Genomic DNA, 23261 nt, shown 5'->3' on the forward strand with positions numbered 1-23261 from the left:
ATTTTCACTTCCCTTCGTAGGATACTACTTCCATTTCCCGGCCGGATAAAAGCCGGGCGCCGGGGGTATGGCAGCGGGGACAGAGTAGAAGCCATTCTTCTGGTTGGAATTCCACGCCACAACATGAGCACCGGGCCCGAGCCGGGACTGTAGTAATATCCAGTTGCGCCCCTTCCAGTAAGGTGCCCCGGCTGGCGCAGGTAAAGGCCATGGACATGGCTTCCGGCAGGACGGCTGTTAGTTCCCCAAAGCGGAGCTTTACCTTTGTAACCTGCCGGCAACCCCGCCGGGCTGCATCGCGGGCTACCAGGCGTACTGCCTCCCTGGCCAGGGCCAGTTCATGCATCTTCACCACCGCCGAGCAGCCGGTATATGGTTTTCATCGCCAGGGGTAAAGCGGCGGTGACGGGAGGGCTCAAACTAGTCTCCCCGGGAACTATTGAACCGGCCTGAATACCTACCAGGATTAATTGTGACGGGAAGCCGCCTGGGTCTGCCAGCCGACCCAGGGCCAGGGTTTCACCAATGCCCAAACTATGCAAAGAGAGGCTCCGCCAGGAGAACCGGGCCACTTCTTTTTCCTGGCAGCAGATTACAGTACCAGGTTCCTGGCCGGCATGGACGGCATCGACGATGATGGCCTGCTCGGCCCCACGTAAGTAATCGAGTAGACTCAGACCGGGGAGGCCGGCCGGGATGGTTTTCACACCCGGCGGCAGTTCCCGGCGTTCCAGTTCCTCAATTACTTTGAGGCCCACGCCGTCATCGCCGGCCAGGGGATTGCCGCAGCCGATAACCACCCTCCTCATGCCTTATTCCCTCTCGATCTCCAGGCGCAAGAAGTGGATGGAACAGGAAATACAGGGGTCGTAATTGCGGATTACCATTTCACACTTCAGGGTAGCTTCTTCCAGGGGCAAGTCCAGGACACCGGGAGCAAAAACCCGCAGGTCTTCCTCCATACTGGCCACATTATGAGCAGTGGGCGTAACGATATCCGCTTCTTCAATCAGCCCCTGGTTATTGAGGCGGTAACTGTGGTAGAGGACGCCCCGGGGCGCTTCGGTGATGGCAAAGCCCTGTCCCGCCTGGACGGTATAAGGTACGTTATCCGGCCGCGGGTCCAGCCCGTCGATTAACGCCAGGCAGGCGTCGATGCTGTGGAGGAGCTCGATGGATCTGGCCAGGGCGCTGTAGAATGGATTACTGGTGGGGAAAACCCCTATCTCCCTGGCTATTTTGCGCGCAGCGGGGGTCAGCTTATCCAGGTTGAGGTTGACCCGGGCCAGGGGGCCCACCAGGAAACTGCTGCGGCCTTCAATGTATGAATGGAGGGCGTTGGAGTGCTCCAGGTGGCGTTCTTTGATATGGCTGCGGTACTGCCAGGCCGGAATGTTTAAACCCTTAGTAGAAACCAGGCGGCCGCCGTTAACGGCATAATCGCCGGTACTGGATAAAGCAACATGTTCGGTATCCCGTTCCAGGGAGGGTACGGAGAGGGAGGCCACCAGGTCAATGGTGGCCAGGGCGTCGGCCCGGGCCACTGCCAGGCGCTCGCCGATGGCCTGCAGCTCCTGCCGGCCGGGAACGGAGGTAAAGCCGCCGACGGCAGGCGTCACGGGATGGACTTCCCGGCCGCCGACCAGCATGGTCAGGTCATTGCCCAGGCGCTTGAGTTCTAATGCCCTTTGCACAGTTGCCAGGTGGTCTTTAGCCATGGCGATGGCACTTTCATAACCCAAAAAATCCGGCAGTGCCAGGAAATAGATGTGCAGGGTATGGCTCTGGATCCACTGGCTCAAGGCCAGCAGCAGGCGCAAATCCCTGGTCTGCTGGCTGACCTCAATCCCCAGGGCGTCTTCCAGGGCCTGAATGGCCGTTATCTGGTGGGAAGCGGGACAAATGCCGCAGATGCGCGAGACGATGCCTGGCACTTCATCGTAACGCCGCCCTACCAGGAATCCCTGGAAAAAGCGGGGCGGTTCGAAGATCCTGAGCTGCAATTCGCTGATATTGCCGTCCTTGACTTTAATCTTTAAAGCCCCTTCACCCTCAACCCGGGCAATGTAGTCGACCTGAATGGCTTTTTCCGTCATACAGCTTCCGCCCCTTTACTGAATTCTGAGGTCATGCCGGCGAACTTGCGGAAGTAACGGACGATATCCTGGGAATGCAGGCCGTAAGCAGCCATGGTCCGCGCCAGGGAAACGGCGTTGGCGTCATTGGCCGGGCCGCGGCAGCCGTCGCAAGGCTTACCCCGGGAAGGGCAAAGGGCGCCACAACCGGCGGTAGTGACGGGTCCCAGGCAGATTGCCTTCTCGGTGACAAAGAGGCAGACGTTTTCATGAAGCTTGCATTCAACGCACACGCTGTGGGGCCTTAAATAGGGCCGGACGCCCAGCAGGGTGCTTTTAATAAAATCCAGCAGTTCCTCGCGGCTCACCGGGCATCCTTTGAGGTAGGCATCGACCGGTACATAGTAATCGATGCCGTAGGCAGTGGTGGAGTGAATGGCCGCCAGGTTATCGTAGACCCGGTTTTCTACCACCCGCTGTGGCTGCCAGTTTTTAATGGAGGGCAGGCCACCGTAGCAGGCGCAGGAACCCAGGGCCACCAGCAGGTGACACTCCTGGCGGGCTTTTTTCAACCTCTCAATCTCCTCACCGCAGGTGATGGCGCCCTCCACCAGGCCAATATCATAGGGTCCGGGCTCATTTTCCCGGCGGGCCATTACGAAATAGCTCAAATCCACTGCGCCGAGGAGATCCAGAAGGATGGGTTCCAGGTTGATAATCTCCAGCTGGCAGCCTGCGCAGGAACTCATTTTATAGACAGCAACACGAGGCTTGCTCACCTGACCGCACCCCCTAAAACTTCTTCCGGTAAGGTTAATAGCTCGGCATAGGCAAAAACCGGGCCGTCGCGGCAGACGAACTTGGGGCCGATCTGGCACTTACCGCACTTTTTGACGCCGCAGTTCATGCGCCGTTCCAGGGAGACGTAAATCTGCTCCGGTTTAAAGCCCCGGGCCAGTAAACCTTTGACAACGTAGCTCATCATTATTTCCGGGCCACAGGTAAAAACGGCAGTTTCTCCCGGCCGGGAAGACATCTGCCGGAAGAGGTCGGTGACCACTCCCACCTGTCCCTCCCAGGCGGTGCCGCTGGGGACGGCATCAACCGTCAGGAGCAGGGATATCCCCGCCTGCCGCCAGGCTTCATACTCGGCGGGATAGAGGAGTTCGGCCGGGGTGCGGGCACCGTATAGGACCTCCACCTGCCCGAATTCCGGGCGACGATCTATGACTTCGTGGATGACTGGCCTCAGAGGAGCCAGGCCGATGCCGCCGGCAATAATGAGCAGGTTCTTGATTGGCAGGACATCCAGGGGCCAGCCGGTACCATAGGGTCCCCGGATGCCAACTATATCACCAGGTTGCATTTTACTCAGAAATTTAGTGACGTTCCCTACATGACGGACGGTATGCTGGAAAGTCTCAGGTTCGGCCGGGTTGGAGCTGATGGAAATGGGTGCCTCGCCAATGCCGAAAATGGTAAGCATATTAAACTGCCCCGGCCGGAAGCGGAATTCCCGGCGTACCCCTTCATCCAGAAAGCTGAAGGTGTAGGTGGTGGTGTCTGTCGTTTCCTTGATAATATCCTTGATGATGGCGCGCTCGGGCTTAAAAGGATTGAACACCCCTATTCCCCCCTCAGACGGCTGATGACATCGGTAATATCGATTTTTTTAACACAGGTATGGATGCAGCGGCCGCAGCCTACGCAGCCCAGGGTGCCGAATTGGGGCTCGTAATACACTAATTTATGGTAAATACGCTGTTTTACCCGTGCATCCCTGTCTTTGCGGAAGTTGTGGCCTAAAGCCACCTGAGCGTATTCCAGCAACATGCAGGAATCCCATTCCCGCTGGCGCTTGCCGCTCTTAAGGTTGAGATCGATTTTATCCACCACGTTATAGCAGAAACAGGTGGGACAGACCATGGTACAGGAACCGCACGCCAGGCACTCATGCATAAGTTCTTCCCAGATGGGTTGGCGGAAATTTTCTTCAAGGATTCCAGGTAAATCCTGGGTGTTGAGTTTCTTCTGGAATTTGCGCCGGGCATTATCCAGCACCTTTTGTTTCTCCACCATAGCCACCCTGGGGGCGGGAGCCAGGTCCATCACCTGTACCAGTTCTCGACCGCGGGGGCTACCCACCTCGAGGAGATAGCCGTTACCAAGGTCTGTCAGCAGGAGGTCGTAGCCATCTTTAAGTTCGGGTCCAGTACCCAGGGATTGGCAGAAGCAATTTTCCCCCGGTTCAGAACAGTTAAGGGCTACCAGGAGGGTATTGCGGCGCTTGGCGATATAATACGGATCGGGATATTCGGCCGTATAGGCCTTGTCGAGGATGGCGATGGCGTGGACGTCGCAGGGATGAATACCGAAGATAATCTGTTGTTGTTGTTCCTGTGCGGTTTCGATGATTTGCTGGTCCTCATGGAAGGAAAAGAGGACTTCAAAGGGTAGATGCAATACCTTTTTGGGCGGCAAAAGGGTGGTCTGATAGTGAAGGGACAGTTCCCCGGGATCAGAAAGTGGCGCAAAGACAAATTCCTTGCCTTTAACCACCGGACCTATGAGGGTATAATTTTCCTTTAACTTATTAAGAAAGGGGTCTAATTTTGCCGCAGGCAAATGATAGAGTTGAGGTATACTCCATTCTTCCTGACGGGCATAGGCGACGGACATTATTTCCACCTCCTAAAAACTATGTGCTAGCAAGAGCCATCACAAATAAGACTTAAAAAAAACGGCCACAACATTATTGTTACTTTCCCTTGTCAATACCCCTTATCTTGATACGTAATTCACTATTAACATAAACCTTCTTTTTTACTCACCGGCAGACCAGAAAAGACTAATTATGATAGTTCTTTCGAACTATTCTTTTAAACTACTAAGAGAGGGTAACAAATATGTGGGAACTAACATTCCGGCAGGCAGGTTATTCCCGTAATTTTACCAGGCCGTGTTTTAGGGCGTAGTGAACTGCCTGCTGGCGGTTTTTGGTTTGCAGTTTTTCCAGGATGCTGCGCAGGTGGTTTTTAACCGTATTTTCGCTTATAAAGAGATGGCTGGCTATTTCCCGGTTGCTTAAACCCCGGGCAACCAGGGCCAGCACCTCTTTTTCCCTCGGGCTTAACAGGTCCTCCTTTTCCTGTGCCTTTAGCTGGGGCAGGAGCTTCTTCGTCATGGCAGAGGCCAGAGGAACTTCACCGCGGGCCACTTCCTGCAGGAGGTAGTAGAGGTGCTGGGGCTCGACGGTTTTTAAAAGGTAACCCACCGCCCCTGATTCAAGGGCCGCCCGGAAGGAATCGTCATCGTCGGCCACAGTCAGGATGACGACCTTTATTTCCGGCCTCAGGGCTTTCAAACGCCGGGTCGCCTCCAGGCCATTCAGTCGCGGCATGTATATATCCATGAGCACAATATCCGGTTTAAGTTCCAGGGCCAGTTCGATGGCCTCCTGACCGTCCCTGGCCTCACCTATCACTTCAAAATCTTCCCAACCTGCCATTAACAGGCGCAGGCCTTTGCGGATTAACGTATGATCATCGACCAGGAGGAGGCGTTGTCTGGGGACCATAGGCCGTCACTACCATTCAAAAAGTTGTATACAAGGACAATAGACTGTTAATATTCTAACAACATCATATGATTCGTTTTTCAATTGTTCAAGATAGCGCATATAAAAAATATAATTCAAAAAACAATTAATACCTCTTGCTGTTATGGCTGTTAAAATTAAATGTAAATATTTATGCTCAATGGAATAATTATATCATGTTTCTATAAGTTTTATTATCTACTTGAGATATATTAGATTTAAGCTTATAATAAACTAAAATATAAATTTATATAATTTACCTCGGATAACAAGCCCAAGGGGGATGCTTATGAACGTTCTGGTAACTTATCCCGACCGTTGTGTGGGCTGTCGTATATGCGAGCAATGGTGCTCCTGGAAGCATGAAGGACAGGTTAATTCCACCAAATCCCGGGTGCGGGTAAATAGGGTGCACAGCAAGTACCTCAACATCCCGGTTACCTGCATGCAGTGCGCCAAAAGCCCTTGCATCGCCGCCTGCCGGGAAGGGGCTCTGAGCAAAAACCCGGCAACAGGAGCCGTTATTGTGGACGAAGAAAAATGCATCGGCTGCCGCCGCTGCATCCGTGCCTGCCCCTACGGGGCTGTGGGCATCGATAAGGAGAAAAAGGTGGTCCTTATCTGCGACCTCTGCGGCGGTGAGCCCCAGTGCGTGGCTCACTGCCGCGAAGGAGCCATAGACTATGTGCCCCTGGCCGTGGCCGATCGGGGCCAGCGTGCCGCCTACGTGGAAACAGTAGCTGCTACCATGGAAGGGGGATGCAGGTAATGGCCGAATTAAAGGGTCTGGCCGGAAGAATCTTGCGTGTTGACCTGACCAGCGGGAGTGTTACTAAAGAACCGACGCCGGAGAACATCTTTGCTGGTTATATCGGCGCCCGGGGTGCCGGCGCCTATATGTTACTGAAAGAGCTTAAACCCCATACCGACCCCCTGGGCCCGGAAAATAAATTATTTTTCCTCACCGGGCCGCTAGAAGGCACCCTGGCACCGGGGGCCAATAAAATTACCGTAACTTTTCGCTCACCGCTGACAGGAACTTATTCCTTCTCCCTGTGTGGCGGTCATCTGGCGCCGGAGGTAAAATTTGCCGGTTATGACGGCATCATCATTGAAGGCCGGGCCGATCACCCCGTTTATCTGTGGATTGATGACGACAGGGTAACTTTGAAGGAGGCCTCCCACCTGTGGGGTAAACTGACCCATGCCACTGAAGATGCTATCCGAAAAGAATTGAAGGACGATACCATCCGGGTGGCCTGCATTGGGCCGGCGGGGGAAAAATTAAGCCGCTTTGCCTGCATCCAGAGCGATTACCACCGGGAGTTCGGGCGTGGCGGTGCCGGGGCGGTGATGGGAGCTAAAAACCTGAAAGCAATAGCTGTACGGGGAACAGGCGGTATTGAGGTGGCCGACCCGGCTGCCCTGGAAGCCCTGGCGGAAAAGGTTTACAGCATTCTGGCCGGAAATCTTAAGGCTAAAGCCCGGCGCTATTACGGTACCCCGGAGATGGTGGACGGTACCAATGGTATCGGATACTGGGGTACCCGCAACTTCAGCACCGGTTACTTTGAAGAGGCAGGCAAGATCAATGCCGCCAGCATGAAAGAGAAGATCTTTGTCGGCCATTCCTCCTGCTATGCCTGTCCCATTGCCTGCGGCAAGGTAAGCTATATCAAAGATGGACCCTATGCTGGTACCATGATTGAAGGGCCGGAGTTTGAGTCGGCCGGGCTCCTGGGAGCCAACTGCGGTGTCGCTGATCTGGCCGCCATAGTAAAAGCGGTAGAAATCTGTGACACCTACGGTCTGGACACCATGTCGGCTGGAGCGGTGGCATCCCTGGCTATGGAGTGTTATGAAAAAGGGATTATTAACCAAGCAGATACCGGTGGCCTGGAACTACGCTTCGGCAACGGCGAAGCCCTGGTAGCTCTGATGGAGAAGATCGCCCGCCGGGAGGGCATCGGCGATCTCCTGGCCGAAGGTTCCAAACGAGCGGCAGAGAAGCTGGGCGTGCCTGAACTGGCCATGCAGGTCAAAGGTCAGGAATTCGCCACCTACGACCCCCGCGGCTGCAAGGGCATGGGCCTGGGTTATGCTATCTCCCCCAAGGGTGCCCACCATATGATCGCGCCCACTATGGGACCAGAGACGGCCGGGGACGGTAGCAGGCGTTTAGAATACAAAGGCAAGGCCGCCCTGGTGCGTGAAACCCAGTTCCTCCTGGCTATTGTCGATTCCCTCTCCCTGTGTTCTTCCATGCGTTTCGCTATGGGATTAAAGGAACAAATCGAGCTATATCAGGCCGTGACCGGTCTTGCCCTGGATGAAGCCGGGGCCATGCGTATTGGCGAAAGGATAACCAACGTGGAACGCCTTTTTAACCTGCGCGAAGGTTTCGACCGTAAGGACGACTACCTGCCGCCGCGGATGCTCAAAGAGAAGATGCCCACCGGGCCCAGCCGGGGCAATGTTGTTGAGCTCGATTCCATGTTGGATGAATACTATGATCTCATGGGCTGGGACCGCCAGGGCCGGCCAACAGAGGCCAAGCTGGCCGACCTGGGCCTGGCCGATCTATGGCGTGAAGTTAACTATTAATAATTAAATGCGGGGTTGGCATTTAGTTAAGCTGATTCCTCCCCTTTTTATATTATATTATGGGGAAGGCCTGGTTCCTTCCCCTAATTCTTCATATACGATATGTTTTTATATACATAACCATTAGATGATAAATAATACAGCGCCTACAATAAAACCTTTACAGGGGGACAATATAACCTCCCGGTGACAACAGTAAAAGTAATCCTTGATTCCTTGTAGCAGAGGATTTACAATTTAAGAGTAGGATAAATCCGGTAGTAACCCTACATAAAATGAATTAAGGCAGATAAGTGGATGCCACAGTGGTTTTCCCCGCATTTTATACTTATAACTTTTTGCTGCCAAGTGGCCGGGAAAATGGGGTTGGGCTTTTATGCAGGTACGTTACAAATTCTGGCTGGAAGATAGAGAGCATGTTTTTGGCGAGGGCCTGTTTGAACTCCTGCAGGAGATAGAGCAGCGGGGATCCTTGAGCGAGGCGGCACGGAGCCTGCACATGTCTTATCGCCAGGCATGGGGCCAGGTAAAAAAGGCGGAAAGCAGGCTGGGCCAAAAGCTCCTGTTGACGCGGGTAGGAGGCGAAACCGGCGGGGGGGCGGAGTTGACCCCTGCCGGCAAGTGGTTTTTACAGCGTTTCCAGCTCTTTAAACACGAGGCTGGAGCAGCTGTAGAAGCCGCTTTTCAACGTTACTTCGGGTAAGTTTTTTATTTTGGTAACGATATGCTGCAAAAAACATAAGGAGAGGGGATACATAAATGCTAAAAAACGGCAGGATGGTAGCAGTTCTGGCCGTCTTTATCATACTCCTGGCAATTGTGGTAGCAGGATGCGGGGGAGGAGGAACCGGTAGCCAGGACGGGGGTAAAGCGGCCGCACCGGCAGCCGGCCAGGAAGCTGCTAAGACGCCGGCTAACAAAGACGTGATCCTGGCCACCACCACCAGCACCATGGATAGCGGTCTGCTCGACGTATTGCTTCCCATGTTTGAGAAGAAGACCGGCTATAACATCAAGCCAATTTCTGTAGGTACCGGACAAGCCCTGAGCATGGGCGACAGGGGTAATGTCGATGTCCTCCTGGTCCATGCCCCGGCGGATGAAATGAAACTGGTGGAAAAAGGGACGGTCATCAATCGCCGGCTGGTCATGCATAATGATTTTATCATTGTCGGCCCGCCCGCTGACCCGGCCGGTATCAAAGGGGTAAATAAGGCAGCCGATGCCTTAAAGCAAATTGCCGGCCGGCAAGCCATTTTTATCTCCCGGGGTGACGATTCCGGCACCCATAAGATGGAACTAGACCTCTGGAAAGCTGCCGGTATCGAGCCGGAGGGCAAGTGGTACCAGGAAGCCGGCGCCGGTATGGGTCAGACCCTGAATATCGCTTCCGAAAAGGGAGGCTATACCCTCACTGACCGGGGCACCTATTTATCCCTCAAGAATAACCTCAAGCTGGACATCATGGTGGAAGGGGAAAAGGACTTGCTCAACATCTACCACGTTATGCAGGTAAACCCGGAGAAATTTCCGGGGATGAAAATTAACAGCGAGGGGGCAAAGGCCTTTGCCGAGTTCATGATCGACCCGGAAACCCAGAAGGTTATCGGCGAGTTCGGCAAGGATAAATACGGGCAACCCCTCTTTTTCCCCGACGCCGGTAAGGATGAAAATACCCTGGGCCAGTAAAAGGGTAATTCCATAGACTTTCTCTAAACCCCCCCATTTCATAAAGGAGAAGTATAAACGGTGGAAGCGGTCTGGCAAGGATTGGTCCAGGCCCTGTATTTACTGATCCGGCTTGATCCCGGTGTCATGGAAGTAGTCTTCCTGACCTTACGGGTATGCGGCCTGGCCACGGTAATCAGCATAATAACAGGTGTACCCGTTGGGGTTTTCCTGGCCCTGAAAGAATTTCCCGGTAAACGGCTGCTTGTCAGCCTGATCAATACAGGCATGGGTATGCCGCCGGTGGTGGTAGGCCTCTGGGTGAGCTTCCTGCTCTGGCGCAGCGGTCCCCTGGGCCACCTGGGCCTGATTTACACCCCGACGGCTATGGTGATAGCCCAGGCCTTTATCGCCACCCCCCTGGTAACCGGTTTGACCATGGCAGCCATCCAGCAGTTGCCGCCCCGCCTGAAAACGCAGGTCATCGCCCTGGGGGCTTCCCCGGGCCAGCTTTACTGGACTTTGCTTAAAGAAGCACGCCTGGGTATCCTGGCCGCCGTTATCGCCGGCTTCGGCGGGGTGATTTCCGAGGTGGGAGCAGCGGCCATGGTCGGGGGAAATATCATGCACCAGACGCGGGTACTGACGACTGCCACTATGCTGGAGGTATCACGGGGGCACTTTGATATAGCCATGGCCCTGAGTTTTATCCTCCTGGGCCTGGCCTTCGGGGTTACGGCCACCCTGACTTTTTTACAACAGAAGGCGCGGGCTCTACCCGGTAATGAACAAAAATTGATACGGTCGTTCAGAAGCTAGTTACCACTAAATATCATTGATGCTATGGCGGTGATGGCAGGCTTCAATCAGGACCGGCTTTGGCCGGGAATAACCATTGTCTTCAGGCTTGCGGGGGGAGAGGTAATGAGCCTGGACATCAGGGCTGTCGGCCTGCGGGTAAGAAAAGGCGGGCGTGAAATCCTGGCCGTTGACAACCTGGAAATAGGCCGGGGCGAGGTGTGGGGATTGATAGGTCCTAACGGCGCCGGCAAGAGCACTTTGCTGCACACCCTGGCCCTCCTGGAGGAGCCGTACGCCGGCCGCATCTACTTTGACGGGCAGGAGATCGATTACCGCCGGGCTTTGCCCTGGCGGCGGCAAATAGCGGTAGTTTTCCAGGAGTCGTTGCTCCTGGATACCACCGTCTTTAATAACGTGGCTACCGGCCTACGCTTTCGCGGCTGGCCGCGGGAGGAGATAAAAGAGCGGGTGGAAAAATGGCTGCAGGTTTTCCGCATCGATCACCTGGCCGGACGCCCTGTGCGGCGCTTATCAGGTGGGGAAGCGAAGCGGGTGAGCCTGGCCCGGGCTTTGGCCCTGGAGCCGCGGGTTCTCTTCCTGGATGAGCCATTTGCTTCTCTGGACGCCCCTACCCGAGGCGCTCTGCTGGAAGAATTGCACGATATATTAAAACAAACGGGTATTACGGCCGTTTTTGTTACCCACGACTTTACCGAGTTGCCCTTCCTGGCGGACCGGGTGGCCGCTCTGCAAGGGGGCCGTATTATCCAGACCGGTTCTCCGCAAACCATTCTCTGGCAGCCGGCAAACGTTGAGCTGGCTGCTTTCGTGGGCATACCCAACCTTTGGCCGGGGTTTGCCGCCCCGAATGGTAGCGGCCCCGTTCAGGTTAAACTCCAGGGGGGAACTATCATCCGGGCAGGGACGCGCCGCGTTGGCCGGGTGGTAGCCTGCCTGCGGCCGGAAGATATAAGCATCCGCGACGGCACCGTAGGTGGGGAAGGAGGGTACCGGGGCAACTGCCTGCACGGCCGGGTGCGGCATGTTATTCCCCAGGGCGGCCAGTACCGGGTAGAAATCGACTGTGGCCTGTCCCTGGTGGCCCTGGCCGGGGCGGCGCAACTTCGCCGGGGATTCCTCCAACCGGGGCGGGAAGTTCTGGCTACTTTTCCTCCCGAATCGGTACATCTAATCCCCTCTTAGCATGGCCTTCATCCGGGCGCATTTATTTGTTGCCAGGCTGTAAAAATATTGATATAATGTCATCTGTATATTTTTATAATAATACAGGTGGGTATTGTGGGTATTGATCGCAGTAAACCTATTCCTTTACACTATCAGATAACCAGCGATTTGCGCCGGGCTATCAAGGAAGGCCGGTACCGGGTAGGAGACCTTTTTCCCACCGACAAGCAGCTTATGGAAAAGTACGATGTCAGCAGCATTACCGTGCGCCGGGCCGTAGCGGCCCTGGTGGATGAAGGGCTGCTGGAGCGCCGTCCCGGCAAGGGAACCTTCGTCAAGCGGGAACCGGTGGAAGAAACTTTGGGTAAACTTACAGGCTTTTTTGAGGAAATGAAAGCCCGGGGTTATGAGCCCAGTGCCAGGATTATTTTTACCGGGCCGGTAGCGGACCCGGCAAAAGAAAAACAAAAGGTGCCAGCCTTAAGGGTCTTTGGCGATGAACCCCTTTTTCTCATTGAAAAAGTCCAGCAAATGAACGGGCAGCCAATTACCTACCTGCGCAGCTACTGGCCTTACGAGTACGGCAGCCGCCTGGCCGGGGAAGATCTTGAGCGCCACGGGTTATATGAACTGGTGGAAGAAAAACTGGGCCTGGCACTGGAAAGGGCGGAACAGACTATTTCCGCCGGCCGGGCCGGGAAGGCAGAGGCTGCTTACCTGCAAGTGAAGGTAGGATCGCCGTTATTAATAATGGAGCGTACGGCTTATGATGAGAGAGGTAAGCCGGTAGAACTTTCCATCAATGCTTACCGGCCCGATCGCTACAAATATCGCGTCGAACTGGACCGCAACCGTCCGCATCCGGGGAGCGGGATGCTTGTTGAATGAAATAGTGAACGGCTTGCCTAAAAGGCAGGCTTTTTTAATAAAGGCAGGATTATCTCGAGTGGATAACGAATTTATTTTACAGCATTAATTTTATAAATTTTGGAGGTAGCCGGGGTGGATTACGTTTTTACCGTTGCGGATCTTTTAAACCTCCAGGTAATGAGCCGGGCAACAGTAATCGCCGGGAAAGGGGGATTAAACAGACCTGTAACTTCAGTGACAGTACTCGATGCTCCTGATGCCATCCAGTGGGTACGGGGCCAGGAGTTTGTTGTAACCACCCTTTATCCCTTTAAAGACAGCCAGGAATTACAACTATTCCTGATACAAGAATTGTCCAGGTACCGGGCGGCAGCTCTAGGCATCAAGTTACGTCGTTTTTTAGAAGAATTACCAGAAGCTGTATTACGAGTTGCGAATGAAGCTGATTTGCCGGTTATTAATATCCCATATGAATGTGCCTGGATTGATATCATTAACCCCGTTCTGGCAGAGATAATGAACCGCCAGCTTTTAGAGCTGCGACGTTCGGAGGAAATTCACCAGGCCCTGACGCAAGAAGTGCTCCGGGGTGGCGATTTAAATTCCGTTGCCAGTGCCCTTGGCAGTTTGGTTAACAATCCGGTGACGATTTATGAATTTATAACTTATAGCCACGTTAACTGGCCTACAGAATTTACCTGCCAGCAGGATGAAAACATATTAAAACCATGGCATGCCGGTCCTGGCGAAACGATTTGTCCCTGGCCCCGGCATCCTGAGGTCTTGAGAATTACCGGCATTGCGAACTGCCGTTTGAGCCTTCCGATACGTATCGGTAAGCGGGTCGAAGGACAAATAATTGTTTGGGAAAAAGAAAGAACATTTCAAGAATCCGACATTGTCGCCATGGAACATGCAGCCACCGTCGCAGCCCTGTACTTGCAACGTATCAGGGCTATTAGAGAGGTTAACCAGCGCTTTCGTGATGATTTTTTGGAACATCTGCTCCGGGGTGAGGTAAGTCGTAGCTCTTCCCTACAGGAACGGGGGATGCAGCTGGGATGGCAACCAAAGGAAAAAAATATAGTGATCGTAGCTACTGTGGCAGCTACAAGTTATGAAGCTATCCATAAATTTTTCGAGCAGGTTAATGCTTTTTTTGCCCGTCATAATTGTAGTTCTATTTTAACAGGCATTGATCACCATGATCGGGTAATTATAATTTATCCATTGCCGGAGGAAACTTCTGGCTCTGAAGCCGCAAACATTGCCCGGGAATTGACCGGTGCCCTTGCGAAAGAAATGACGGCTCGCTTTAAACTGGCTCCCTTTAACTTAGGTATCGGTCGTCCTGCTGCATGTCTGGAAGAAATACCGCGCAGTTACCAGGAGGCCTGTACAGCTCAAAGCCTGGGTTTTTCTTTAAATGGGCCCGGCAGTACCACAACTTATGATGACCTGGGTGTCTATCGTTTATTACAAAATTATATTAAGACGGCAGAAACTGACCGTTTTTTAGAAGACTTTATTTTACCTATTATTCGCTGGGATGAGGCTAACCACAGCCAATTGCTTGTTACCCTGGAGATTTTCTTAAATTGTGGTTGTAATTACCGGCTGACGGCTCGGAAATTATATCTGCATCATAATACGGTACGTTATCGCCTGGAGACTATCCAGCAGATAACCGGTTATGACCCCAACTTGCCTGAAGCCCGTTTAAATTTCCATCTTGCCCTCAAGCTCTACCGTTTACTGCAAGCAAAAATCTAGCCTGAAAATTATGTATACGGATAATATAACTATTTGTCCTTAACCTTGTAACTTTGGTCAAAGGGGGGAGGGCTTTTTTTGTCTAATTTAAGGCTGCGAATATAGAAAGGGTGGAGCAATTGATGGAGCACCTCTTGGAAGCATCCCACGCCCTCTTACCAACGTTAAAGGCCTGGCGGCGGGACTTTCACCGTTACCCCGAACTCGCTTATCAAGAATATAAAACGGCCCATAAGATCAGTTCAGCGTTACAATCGGTCGGTATAGAAGTCTATAGTGGACTGGCAGGCACAGGCGTTATCGGTATTTTACGAGGAGAAGGTCCAGGACCGAATATCGCCTTTCGTGCTGATATGGATGCTCTGCCCCTGGAAGAACAAAATCAAATCAACTACAAGTCGGAAAATCCCGGTATAATGCATGCCTGTGGTCATGACGGGCATATAGCCATACTTTTAGGGGCGGCAACGCTATTGGCCCAACGGCGAAGGGAGTTAAAAGGAAAGGTGGTTTTTATCTTCCAGCCGGCGGAAGAAGCTTTGCCGGCTGGCGGTGCAAACCGGTTAGTAGCCGAAGCTGGAGAATTGATTTTTCCCCTGGACTATATTTTTGGCTTTCATCTTTGGCCGGAATTACCAGCTGGTAAAATAGCAGCACCGGTGGGTCCGGTGATGGCTGCTGGCGATATATTCCAGGTAGAAGTATTAGGGAAAGGTGGCCACGGGGCCAATCCCCACAAGGCTGTAGACGCTGTTTTACTGGCCTCCCAGATGGTTGTGAGTTTGCAAAATATCCTGGCGCGCCAGGTTGATCCACACCAGGCTGCCGTACTCTCGGTAGGTGTAATCAATGGCGGGAAAAGCCCCAATGTTCTACCAGCAAAGGTATTGTTGAAGGGTACCACACGCTACTTCGAACCGTCACTGCAGGAATTTTTTGCCCAGCGCATTAGGCAGGTGCTGCATGGCCTGGCCCTGGCCAACGGAGGTGATTTCTATTTTGAGTATCAGCAGGGGTATAAGGTCACGGTCAATGAAAAGGAAGCGACAGAACTAGTGCGCGCCTGTGCGGCGAGGTTGGTTGGCGAAGAGAATGTTATCACCCAGGTGGTTCCGTCCCTGGCGACGGAGGATTTTTCGGTTTACTTGCAGATGGTCCCCGGTTGTTATTTCTGGCTGGGAGCCGGTAATGCTGGCAAAGAATTAAACTATCCGCTGCACAATCCCCGCTTTAATTTTGATGAAGAGGTACTGGTTACTGGGGTTGCCTTACTGGTAAATCTGGCCAGGAGTACAATGGGCAATTAGCTACGAGGGGGTGAGAAGGAAGACTTGGCCTTAAAAAGGTTTAGCAAAAAAAGAAATCCAAGAAAAAACTCTAGGAGGGAACAAGGATATGAACAGGGCGACCAAAAGTTTATTGATTTTATTTTTGATTAGTATTTTGATGTTTTTACTGGTTGGTTGTGGCGGGCAAAAAGGAGCGACTGGCCAGCAACCGTCCAAACAGGAAACCCAGGGGGAGAAGAAAGACACATCGGCTACCAAAGCGGAGTTTACAATTAGGTTTGGGCATGCCAACGAACCCACTGATGCAAGCATATTCCATGTAGTAGCTTTAAAGTTCAAAGAGTTAACCGAAAAATATTCCAATGGTCGTATTCAAGTTGAAATCTATCCTTCGGCCCAACTTGGTGGAGAACAAGAGATGGTACGCAATTGCCAGTTGGGCACGCAAGAAGTAACGGAAGTATCTATAGCAAACCTCAATCCCTATTCTAAATCCCTGTATTTTTTAAGCTTACCCTATATATTCGATTCGGTTGAACAAGGGCGAGCCGTTGCTAACAACATGATGGAGCAGATTAATCAATGGGCTATTAATGAGGCCGGGGTACGCATCCTGTCCTTTCAGGATGCCGGTTTCCGGGTTTTAAGTAATAGCAAGAAGCCGGTAAAGAAACTTGCAGACCTGCAAGGTTTAAAGATCCGGATACCGCAAAATCCCATTTGGATTGCGACCTTTAAGAGCTGGGGTATCGATCCCGTACCTCTTGATTGGGCAGAAACTTTCAACGCTTTGCAACAAAAGGTAGTAGACGGGCAGGAAAATCCCTATAATGTTTTAGTTGCCCAAAAGTTCTACGAGATCCAAAAATATGTAACTGATATCGATTTCATTTACCAAACGAGTGCGATTTTGATCTCGGAGAAGTTTTTTCAGACCCTGCCTAAAGACTTACAAGAGGCAGTAATTAAGGCGGGCAAGGAAACCCAGGCTTTTGAGTGGGACCTGGCGGATAAATCCATCGAAAGCGATAAGCGGACTATAACGGAAAAGGGTATGGTCTTGCTTGGCCGTCCGGAGGATTTTGATGAATGGGTCAAACGCGCCCGGTCAACGTGGCCCCAGTTTTATGAGTTGATGGGTAACGGCGATAAAGAAAAAGGCAAGCAAATTATTGAGACTGTAGAAAAGTTTAAAGCCGAATATGAACAGAAGAAAAAATAATCCCTGCTTTGATTGCCCGGCCCTTTTAAAGGGCCGGGCCTCCTAAAGGAGGAAGGTGCCATGAAAAAGTGGTTAAAATACCTTGATGACCATTTTGAAGAAGTTGTTTGCGCCCTTTTTTTGACGATAATCGTCGCTTTCTTAGGTTTGGGTGTCTTTGCCCGCTTCTTCTTTGGTCGCGCCTGGGCCTGGCAAGAAGAACTTACCCGCTTTTTCTTTGTATGGTTCAATTACCTGGGCGTAAGTCTTGGCGCCAAGAGATTAGGGCATATTCGTGTGACCACCTTTGTCAATTTATTCCCTGAAAACTGGCGGGATAAAGTAATCATGCTGGCCGATATCGTATGGCTATTTTTTAACCTGGCAGTAGTTATCGTTAGCTTCGAGCTCTTAAAAACCATGCTTCGTTTTCCTATGTTATCCGCCGCTATGAGCTGGAATATGTTCTGGATCTATCTAATTATCCCCCTGGGCTTTCTGCTTACCTCTTACCGAATTTTGCAGGGGTATTACCGTAAATTTAGAACCTGGTCGGCCAGTCGGGGCTAGGAGGTTGAATTATGTCCTTAGTTATTACTTTTGTTCTATGTTTAGTAATCGGTGTGCCAATTATGGCTACCATTGGCATGGCCACCCTGGTGCCAATATTGTTAGAAGGCAAAGTACCCCTCACCCTGATTCCCCAGGTTCTCTATACAGGTGTAGACCAGTTTCCCTTAATTGCCGTTTCCGGCTTTATTTTGGCCGGTGCCTTGATGGAAGCTGCAGATATTACCGATAGGATTATTGAAGTAGCGAGGCGGGTTGTGGGCAGTTTTACCGGCGGCCTGGCGGCAGTAACTATTTTAGCTTGTGCTATTTTCGCCGCTCTTTCAGGGTCGGGGCCGGCTACTACCGCGGCTATTGGTTCCCTGGCTATACCCATGATGACTCGTTTTAATTATGATAAAAATTTTGCCGCGGGCGTTTCTTCAGCTGGAGGTGCCCTGGGTATTCTTATCCCGCCAAGCAATCCTATGATTATTTACGGAGTGACGGCCAATATTTCAGTGGCCAAGATGTTTATGGCCGGCTTTGTGCCTGGCATCTTTGTAACCCTGGTACTAATTCTAACAGCGATTATGGTTTCGCGAAAGAAGGGCTATACCGGTACCGGCGAAGGCTTTTCCCTGAAAAAAACCTTTCAAGCAATCTGGGATGGCCGTTGGGCCCTCCTGGCGCCGCTTATCATCCTGGGCGGGATTTACGGTGGGGTGTTCACACCTACCGAAGCAGCAGAGATAGCGGTGATTTATTCTTTCTTTGTTGGTACGGTAATTTATAGAAAGTTAACACCTGCTAAGATTTACAAGGCTTTAGTAGATGCATCTTTAATGACAGGTACGATTATAGTTATTGTCGGCATTGCGGTGGCCTTTGGCCGGCTTTTAACCCTTTACCGGATACCACAAACAGTGGCCGCGGCTATCCAGAGCATTTCCTCTAACCCCCAGGTGGTACTTTTGTTAATCAGTGCTTTGCTTCTTTTTATAGGCACATGGATGGAGACTTTATCCCAGGTAATTGTTTTAACGCCAATATTTTTACCTTTAGTTCAGTCTTTAGGTATTGACCCTATTCATTTTGGGATCATCTTTGTCCTGTGGTGTGAAATAGGCTTCCTGACGCCGCCCTTGGGGGCAAATCTCTATGTAGCCACTAAACTGGCCAATATTAGCCTTGAAGAAGTAACCAGCGGAATTTTCCCTTTTTTAATAGCTTACATCATATGTGTTCTGATAATTATTTTCTTTCCCCAGATTACACTCTGGCTGCCCAATCTTTTGATGCCTTGAGGAGGTGACAGTAAACAACTTAATTCTTTCATAATGCACCATAGTACTTCAAATTTTGCTATGTAGGAGGCGAAGATAATGCTACCGGAAAAAAATGTGCTTGTCGAACTCTATCGTAAAATGCTGCTGGATCGTTACCTTGAAGAAGCTATGGTTGAACTGTACCGACAGGGGTATATACCTGGATCCTTGCATCTAGGCATCGGTCATGAAGCTCTATCTATCGGGACAACGGTTCCCCTGCGACGCGATGATTACCTTGTTTTCTCCCACCGTGGCGTGGGCCACAGCCTGGGGAAAGGCGTGCCGGCCCGCACCATCCTAGCCGAGTTTATGGGCCGAGCTACCGGCTGCTCACTGGGCAAGGGAGGCGTACACTTATCCGATTTTTCCGTGGGCTGTCTGGGTATCAGCGGCAGCCAGGGCGGCAACATCGTCATTGCCACCGGGGCCGGCCTGTCGGCCAAAATGCGGGGTACGGATCAGGTGACGGCCGTTTATTTCGGTGAAGGCACCGCCAACAGGGGCTGCTTTCATGAAGGGATTAACCAGGCTGCCGTCTGGCGCCTGCCGGTCATTTTCATCTGTGAAAACGATCTTTACAGCTATTCTACCCACCAGAGCAAGATCATGTTGCGTGAAAATGTGGCCGACCATGCATATGGTTATGGCATACCAGGGGTAGTAGTAGACGGCAATGATGTCCTGGCTGTTTACGAGGCCATGCAGGAGGCCATTGCCCGGGCCAGGGCCGGTGAAGGGCCGACGTTAATAGAAGGGAAAACATATCGCTGGCGCGGCCACCATGAAAAAGACCCTGCCCTTTATCGCGATCCGGCAGAAGTTGAGGCCTGGAAGCAAAAGTGCCCCATAAAGCGATTCGAGCTGTTTTTACAAGCAGAAAGAATTATTTCACCGGAAGAACAGGCAAGTATCCAGGATGAGGTACGACAGGAAGTTCAGGAGGCTATTGATTTTGCCCTGAATAGTCCCTTTCCGCAACCGGAAGAACTTTATCGCGGCGTCTATGCCAATCCTGCCGGGATCCTGGACTTAATCTAAATTAAAGGAAAATAAGAAGGGCAGCAACTCTCTGACTTCAAAACTATAGGAGGAAAATAATGATGCGCAGGATAACTTACCGCCAGGCTTTACGGGAAGCTTTGCAGGAAGAGATGGAACGTGATGCCAGGGTTTTCCTTATGGGCGAAGATGTGGGGATCTTTGGTGGTAATTTCAAGGTCAGTCAAGGATTGATAGATAAATTTGGCGAAGAACGGGTTCGCGATACTACGCTGGCGGAAACGGTCATCATCGGCGCCGGGGTGGGTGCGGCCATCACCGGGATGCGCCCGGTTTGCGAGATTATGCTTGCCGATTTTGTAGGTGTCTGCTTTGATGAGATCTATAATAAGGCTGGTAAATGGCGGTATATGCATGGCTGTGAAGTTGCAGTACCTATGGTAATTCGTACTCCTATGGGTTGTCGCGGTGGTGGCGGGGCCGAACATTCCCAGTGTCCGGAGGCTTTATTTCTCCATGGTCCTGGTCTGAAAATAGCTTTGCCATCAACTCCTTATGATGCGAAAGGTTTGCTGAAGGCAGCCATCCGCGATGATGACCCGGTGGTTTTCTTCGAGCATAAGCTTCTCTATGATCTTGAAGGTGAGGTACCGGAGGAGGAGTATATAGTTCCGCTGGGTAAGGCGGCCATAAGGCGCGAGGGGCAGGATGTGACTATTTTGGCCTATTCCTTTATGGTCCATAAAGCCCTGGCAGCAGCCGAAGCCCTGGCAGCGAATGGCATCGAAGCTGAAGTCGTCGATTTACGAACCCTGGTGCCCCTGGACGTGGAGACAGTACTGGCTTCGGCCCGCAAGACGCGGCGGGTGGTAATCATCCATGAAGCTAACAAGCGCGGTGGTGCCGGTGCAGAACTGGCGGCCATAATCCAGGAGAAACTGTTTGGGGTCTTGGCGGCACCAGTTATCAGGGTATGCGCTCCTGATGTTCCCATACCCTTCTCGCCTGCTTTAGAAAAAGTATACTTACCTGATGAGGAAAAGTTGCAGCAGGCTGTGAGAGAACTTTTAGCAAAGTAAGGGGTGTAATCTATGGGAGAACCCGGTGGGTATTGGCGGCGTTTGCTTCGGGTAAATCTGACTGCGGGTACTTGCAAAAGTGAAGAAATTCCTACCCGGCTTTTAGAAGAATACCTGGGCGGGTCTGCCCTTGCTACCAGATATCTGTTTGATGAGGTACCGGCTCAGCAGGATCCCCTGGCCTCTGGCAATAAACTCTTGTTCGCTGTCGGTCCTTTTCAAGGTAGTGGTTTGCCCGGTAGTGCCAAATGGGCAATAGTAGGCAAATCACCCCTTACACATACTTTTGCTGTGGCTACGGCTGGCGCCCACTGGGGGGTACGTTTTAAAGGCTGCGGTTACGAACTGGTCATTATTGAGGGCAGCAGCGAAGAGCCGGTTTACCTCTGGCTGGATGGAGAAAAAGCAGAATTGCGCCCGGCTGGCCACCTCTGGGGGCGGGATGCCGTAGAAACCGACGAACTCATTCGCCGGGAACTGGGCGGCCAGGGTATCAGCATAGCCGCTATTGGCCCTGCCGGCGAGCGTGGTGTGGCTATAGCCTGTATAGTGGCCGACAGCCATAGCTTTGCCGGGCGCTGTGGTCTGGGAGCAGTAATGGGCGCTAAAAAGCTCAAGGCTGTTGCTGTAGCCGGGCGTAAAAACCCTCCTCTGGCCCGGCCGCAAGAAGTGGCATCACTGCGTAAAGGTCTCGTAGCTTTATTAAAGAATAATACCCGTGGTACCATGCATGCCCATGGTACATCTATCCTGGTCTGTCCCTGTGAGGAGATCGGCGACCTACCAGTTAAATACTGGCAGGGCGACGTCTGGCCACAAGGAGCAGCCCGGATTGGTGCCCCTTATTACGGCGAATTCTTGCAGGCCAGCCCCTGGCCCTGTGCGGCATGTCCCATCGGCTGCCACCGGAGAATTACCTTGCCGCCCGGCAGCCGCTATGAAGTGGCAGGTGCGGGGCCAGAGTATGAGAGCTTGGGTATGCTGGGATCTTGCTGCCTGGTAGACGACCTGGTCTATATTTCAAAAGCCAATGATCTCTGTAACCGCCTGGGGATCGATACTATCTCTGCCGGTGCTTATGTAGCTTTTACTATGGAGTGTTTTGAAAAGGGATTGCTCAATGAGAAGGATACTGATGGCCTGGCAGTAAACTGGGGTAGCGGCGAAGCCCTGGTGGAACTGGTGCGGCAGATTGGCCTGCGTGAAGGTTTTGGTAGCCTTTTTGCAGAGGGTATCAGGCATGCAGCACGTGAGATTGGCCATGGCGCGGAGAAACTGCCGGTAGAGGTCAAGGGCCTTGATCTGCCGGCCCATGATCCCCGTACCTACTTCAGCCTGGCCCTTAATTATGCTACTGGTACCCGGGGTGCCTGCCACTTGCGTGGGTTTCCCCATTGCGGGGAGGCGGGTATGCTCTTACCTGAGATAGGTCTAAGCAAACCGCCAGACCGTTTCGAATGGGCCGGCCAGGCTGAACTGGCTATTAAATTCCAGGACCTGGCGACAGTGCTGGATTCCCTGGTTTGCTGCCTTTTTATGCAAACCAGCGGGATGAGCCTTGAACAGACTACAGCCTGCCTGAATGCCGTTACTGGCTGGGAACTGACACCGGCGGAGTTAATGCGCATTGGTGAGCGGGGTTTCAACCTGCAGCGTTTGATCAATTTAGGTGACGGGTTGGGACGCCAGGACGACTTTTTGCCAGCACGTATGTTCGAACCGGCACACCAGGGTTTTCGTCAGGGTAAGGTGCCACAGCCTTTTGCGGAAGCACTGGATGAGTATTATACCTTACGCGGGTGGGACCGGGCAGGAAGACCTGGGGTAAAAAAATTGGAGGAGCTGGGGTTACAGTGAAAGTGCGGGTAAAGTACCTGGCGGTTATTAACTCTGTTACCGGCAAGTATGAAGAGGATATAGAAGTTAATGAAGGTGAAAACATTGCAGGTCTGGTAGAAAGGCTGGCTAATATATACGGCCAGCGTTTTAGAGATGTAGTTTATACCTTCGGGGGACCGCGGCGTTACTTTGTAAACTTTTACCATAACGGCCAGCTGGCATCTCCGGAAACCATTTTAAGCTCAGGCGATGAGGTAATTCTATTGCTAGCCTTGGGTGGCGGATAAGGCTACAGTTAAGCCATTGATAGCTTCAGGTGGGTATGCAGGCGAAGGGGATAACCGAGATGCACGTATTAGCCCTGGACGGAATCGACGAACACGGCCTGGCCATCCTCCGC

General features: G+C 52.2%; 23 protein-coding genes. 16 read left to right on the forward strand and 7 right to left on the reverse strand.

The genetic code is table 11. The features are described from left to right. Positions 1 to 4: 4 nt before the first annotated feature. From hypA to NWF31_RS12120, 7 genes are all read right to left on the reverse strand, one after another. Positions 5 to 346: a hydrogenase maturation nickel metallochaperone HypA gene (hypA, locus tag NWF31_RS12090; RefSeq protein WP_258360760.1), complete on the reverse strand. Its 342-nt coding sequence runs from the start codon at positions 344 to 346 to the stop codon at positions 5 to 7. Continuing rightward, on the reverse strand, positions 339 to 809 hold the full coding sequence (locus tag NWF31_RS12095) for a hydrogenase maturation protease (protein ID WP_258360761.1): 471 nt from the start codon (positions 807 to 809) through the stop codon (positions 339 to 341). Before NWF31_RS12095 ends, hypA begins: the two co-directional genes overlap by 8 nt. Positions 810 to 812: 3 nt before the next feature. After that, positions 813 to 2096, reverse strand: coding sequence for a Ni/Fe hydrogenase subunit alpha (locus NWF31_RS12100; protein ID WP_258360762.1), 1284 nt, complete (start codon positions 2094 to 2096; stop codon positions 813 to 815). Next, positions 2093 to 2854: an NADH-quinone oxidoreductase subunit B family protein gene (locus tag NWF31_RS12105; RefSeq protein ID WP_258360763.1), complete on the reverse strand. Its 762-nt coding sequence runs from the start codon at positions 2852 to 2854 to the stop codon at positions 2093 to 2095. The genes NWF31_RS12100 and NWF31_RS12105 overlap by 4 nt, the downstream gene beginning before the upstream one ends. After that, complete coding sequence (locus tag NWF31_RS12110; protein WP_258360764.1) at positions 2851 to 3699, reverse strand: FAD/NAD(P)-binding protein; 849 nt, start codon at positions 3697 to 3699, stop codon at positions 2851 to 2853. Before NWF31_RS12110 ends, NWF31_RS12105 begins: the two co-directional genes overlap by 4 nt. A 2-nt stretch (positions 3700 to 3701) precedes the next feature. Beyond that, positions 3702 to 4754: a 4Fe-4S dicluster domain-containing protein gene (locus tag NWF31_RS12115; protein WP_258360765.1), complete on the reverse strand. Its 1053-nt coding sequence runs from the start codon at positions 4752 to 4754 to the stop codon at positions 3702 to 3704. 256 nt (positions 4755 to 5010) lie between these two features. Continuing rightward, entirely contained in the window at positions 5011 to 5652 is a 642-nt protein-coding gene (locus NWF31_RS12120; RefSeq protein ID WP_258360766.1) for a response regulator, read from the reverse strand. A gap of 310 nt (positions 5653 to 5962) precedes the next feature. Here NWF31_RS12120 and NWF31_RS12125 point away from each other — a divergent pair, with 310 nt between their 5' ends. The 16 genes from NWF31_RS12125 (at position 5963) to NWF31_RS12200 (ending at position 23148) form a co-directional block, all read left to right on the forward strand. Continuing rightward, positions 5963 to 6442 (forward strand): 4Fe-4S dicluster domain-containing protein, encoded by a 480-nt coding sequence (locus tag NWF31_RS12125; RefSeq protein WP_258360767.1) that lies wholly within the window; start codon positions 5963 to 5965, stop codon positions 6440 to 6442. Beyond that, positions 6442 to 8277 carry an aldehyde ferredoxin oxidoreductase family protein gene (locus NWF31_RS12130; protein WP_258360768.1) on the forward strand — a complete coding sequence of 612 codons (1836 nt, stop codon included), beginning with the start codon at positions 6442 to 6444 and terminating at the stop codon, positions 8275 to 8277. The genes NWF31_RS12125 and NWF31_RS12130 overlap by 1 nt, the downstream gene beginning before the upstream one ends. Before the next feature lie 376 nt (positions 8278 to 8653). Next, positions 8654 to 8980, forward strand: coding sequence for a winged helix-turn-helix domain-containing protein (locus NWF31_RS12135; RefSeq protein ID WP_258360769.1), 327 nt, complete (start codon positions 8654 to 8656; stop codon positions 8978 to 8980). Positions 8981 to 9036: 56 nt separating this feature from the next. Then, a complete protein-coding gene (locus NWF31_RS12140) occupies positions 9037 to 9966 on the forward strand; it encodes an ABC transporter substrate-binding protein (RefSeq protein ID WP_258360770.1) in 930 nt (309 codons plus the stop codon). Between the two features lie 60 nt (positions 9967 to 10026). Then, complete coding sequence (locus NWF31_RS12145; RefSeq protein WP_258360771.1) at positions 10027 to 10764, forward strand: ABC transporter permease; 738 nt, start codon at positions 10027 to 10029, stop codon at positions 10762 to 10764. 105 nt (positions 10765 to 10869) lie between these two features. Continuing rightward, positions 10870 to 11949, forward strand: coding sequence for an ABC transporter ATP-binding protein (locus NWF31_RS12150; RefSeq protein ID WP_258360772.1), 1080 nt, complete (start codon positions 10870 to 10872; stop codon positions 11947 to 11949). 96 nt (positions 11950 to 12045) lie between these two features. Beyond that, positions 12046 to 12819: a GntR family transcriptional regulator gene (locus NWF31_RS12155; RefSeq protein ID WP_258360773.1), complete on the forward strand. Its 774-nt coding sequence runs from the start codon at positions 12046 to 12048 to the stop codon at positions 12817 to 12819. 114 nt (positions 12820 to 12933) lie between these two features. Then, on the forward strand, positions 12934 to 14574 hold the full coding sequence (locus NWF31_RS12160) for a PucR family transcriptional regulator (RefSeq protein WP_258360774.1): 1641 nt from the start codon (positions 12934 to 12936) through the stop codon (positions 14572 to 14574). Between the two features lie 122 nt (positions 14575 to 14696). Beyond that, entirely contained in the window at positions 14697 to 15881 is a 1185-nt protein-coding gene (locus NWF31_RS12165) for a M20 metallopeptidase family protein (protein ID WP_258360775.1), read from the forward strand. Between the two features lie 88 nt (positions 15882 to 15969). Beyond that, the gene (locus NWF31_RS12170) at positions 15970 to 17085 is read left to right on the forward strand and encodes a TRAP transporter substrate-binding protein (protein ID WP_258360776.1); all 1116 of its coding nucleotides are present in this window, start codon (positions 15970 to 15972) and stop codon (positions 17083 to 17085) included. Between the two features lie 60 nt (positions 17086 to 17145). Beyond that, positions 17146 to 17634, forward strand: a complete 489-nt coding sequence (locus NWF31_RS12175) for a TRAP transporter small permease (RefSeq protein ID WP_258360777.1) — start codon at positions 17146 to 17148, stop codon at positions 17632 to 17634. An 11-nt stretch (positions 17635 to 17645) separates the two neighbouring features. After that, positions 17646 to 18920 (forward strand): TRAP transporter large permease, encoded by a 1275-nt coding sequence (locus NWF31_RS12180; RefSeq protein ID WP_258360778.1) that lies wholly within the window; start codon positions 17646 to 17648, stop codon positions 18918 to 18920. Positions 18921 to 18998: 78 nt separating this feature from the next. Further along, complete coding sequence (locus NWF31_RS12185; protein WP_258360779.1) at positions 18999 to 19982, forward strand: thiamine pyrophosphate-dependent dehydrogenase E1 component subunit alpha; 984 nt, start codon at positions 18999 to 19001, stop codon at positions 19980 to 19982. A 59-nt stretch (positions 19983 to 20041) separates the two neighbouring features. After that, on the forward strand, positions 20042 to 21022 hold the full coding sequence (locus NWF31_RS12190; RefSeq protein WP_277999008.1) for an alpha-ketoacid dehydrogenase subunit beta: 981 nt from the start codon (positions 20042 to 20044) through the stop codon (positions 21020 to 21022). Between the two features lie 12 nt (positions 21023 to 21034). Further along, on the forward strand, positions 21035 to 22879 hold the full coding sequence (locus tag NWF31_RS12195) for an aldehyde ferredoxin oxidoreductase family protein (protein WP_258360780.1): 1845 nt from the start codon (positions 21035 to 21037) through the stop codon (positions 22877 to 22879). Continuing rightward, positions 22876 to 23148, forward strand: coding sequence for a MoaD/ThiS family protein (locus tag NWF31_RS12200; RefSeq protein ID WP_258360781.1), 273 nt, complete (start codon positions 22876 to 22878; stop codon positions 23146 to 23148). Before NWF31_RS12195 ends, NWF31_RS12200 begins: the two co-directional genes overlap by 4 nt. Positions 23149 to 23261: the final 113 nt, after the last annotated feature.

It is taken from the genome of Neomoorella sulfitireducens (genome assembly GCF_024733845.1).
Taxonomy (GTDB): domain Bacteria; phylum Bacillota; class DSM-521; order Neomoorellales; family Neomoorellaceae; genus Neomoorella; species Neomoorella sulfitireducens.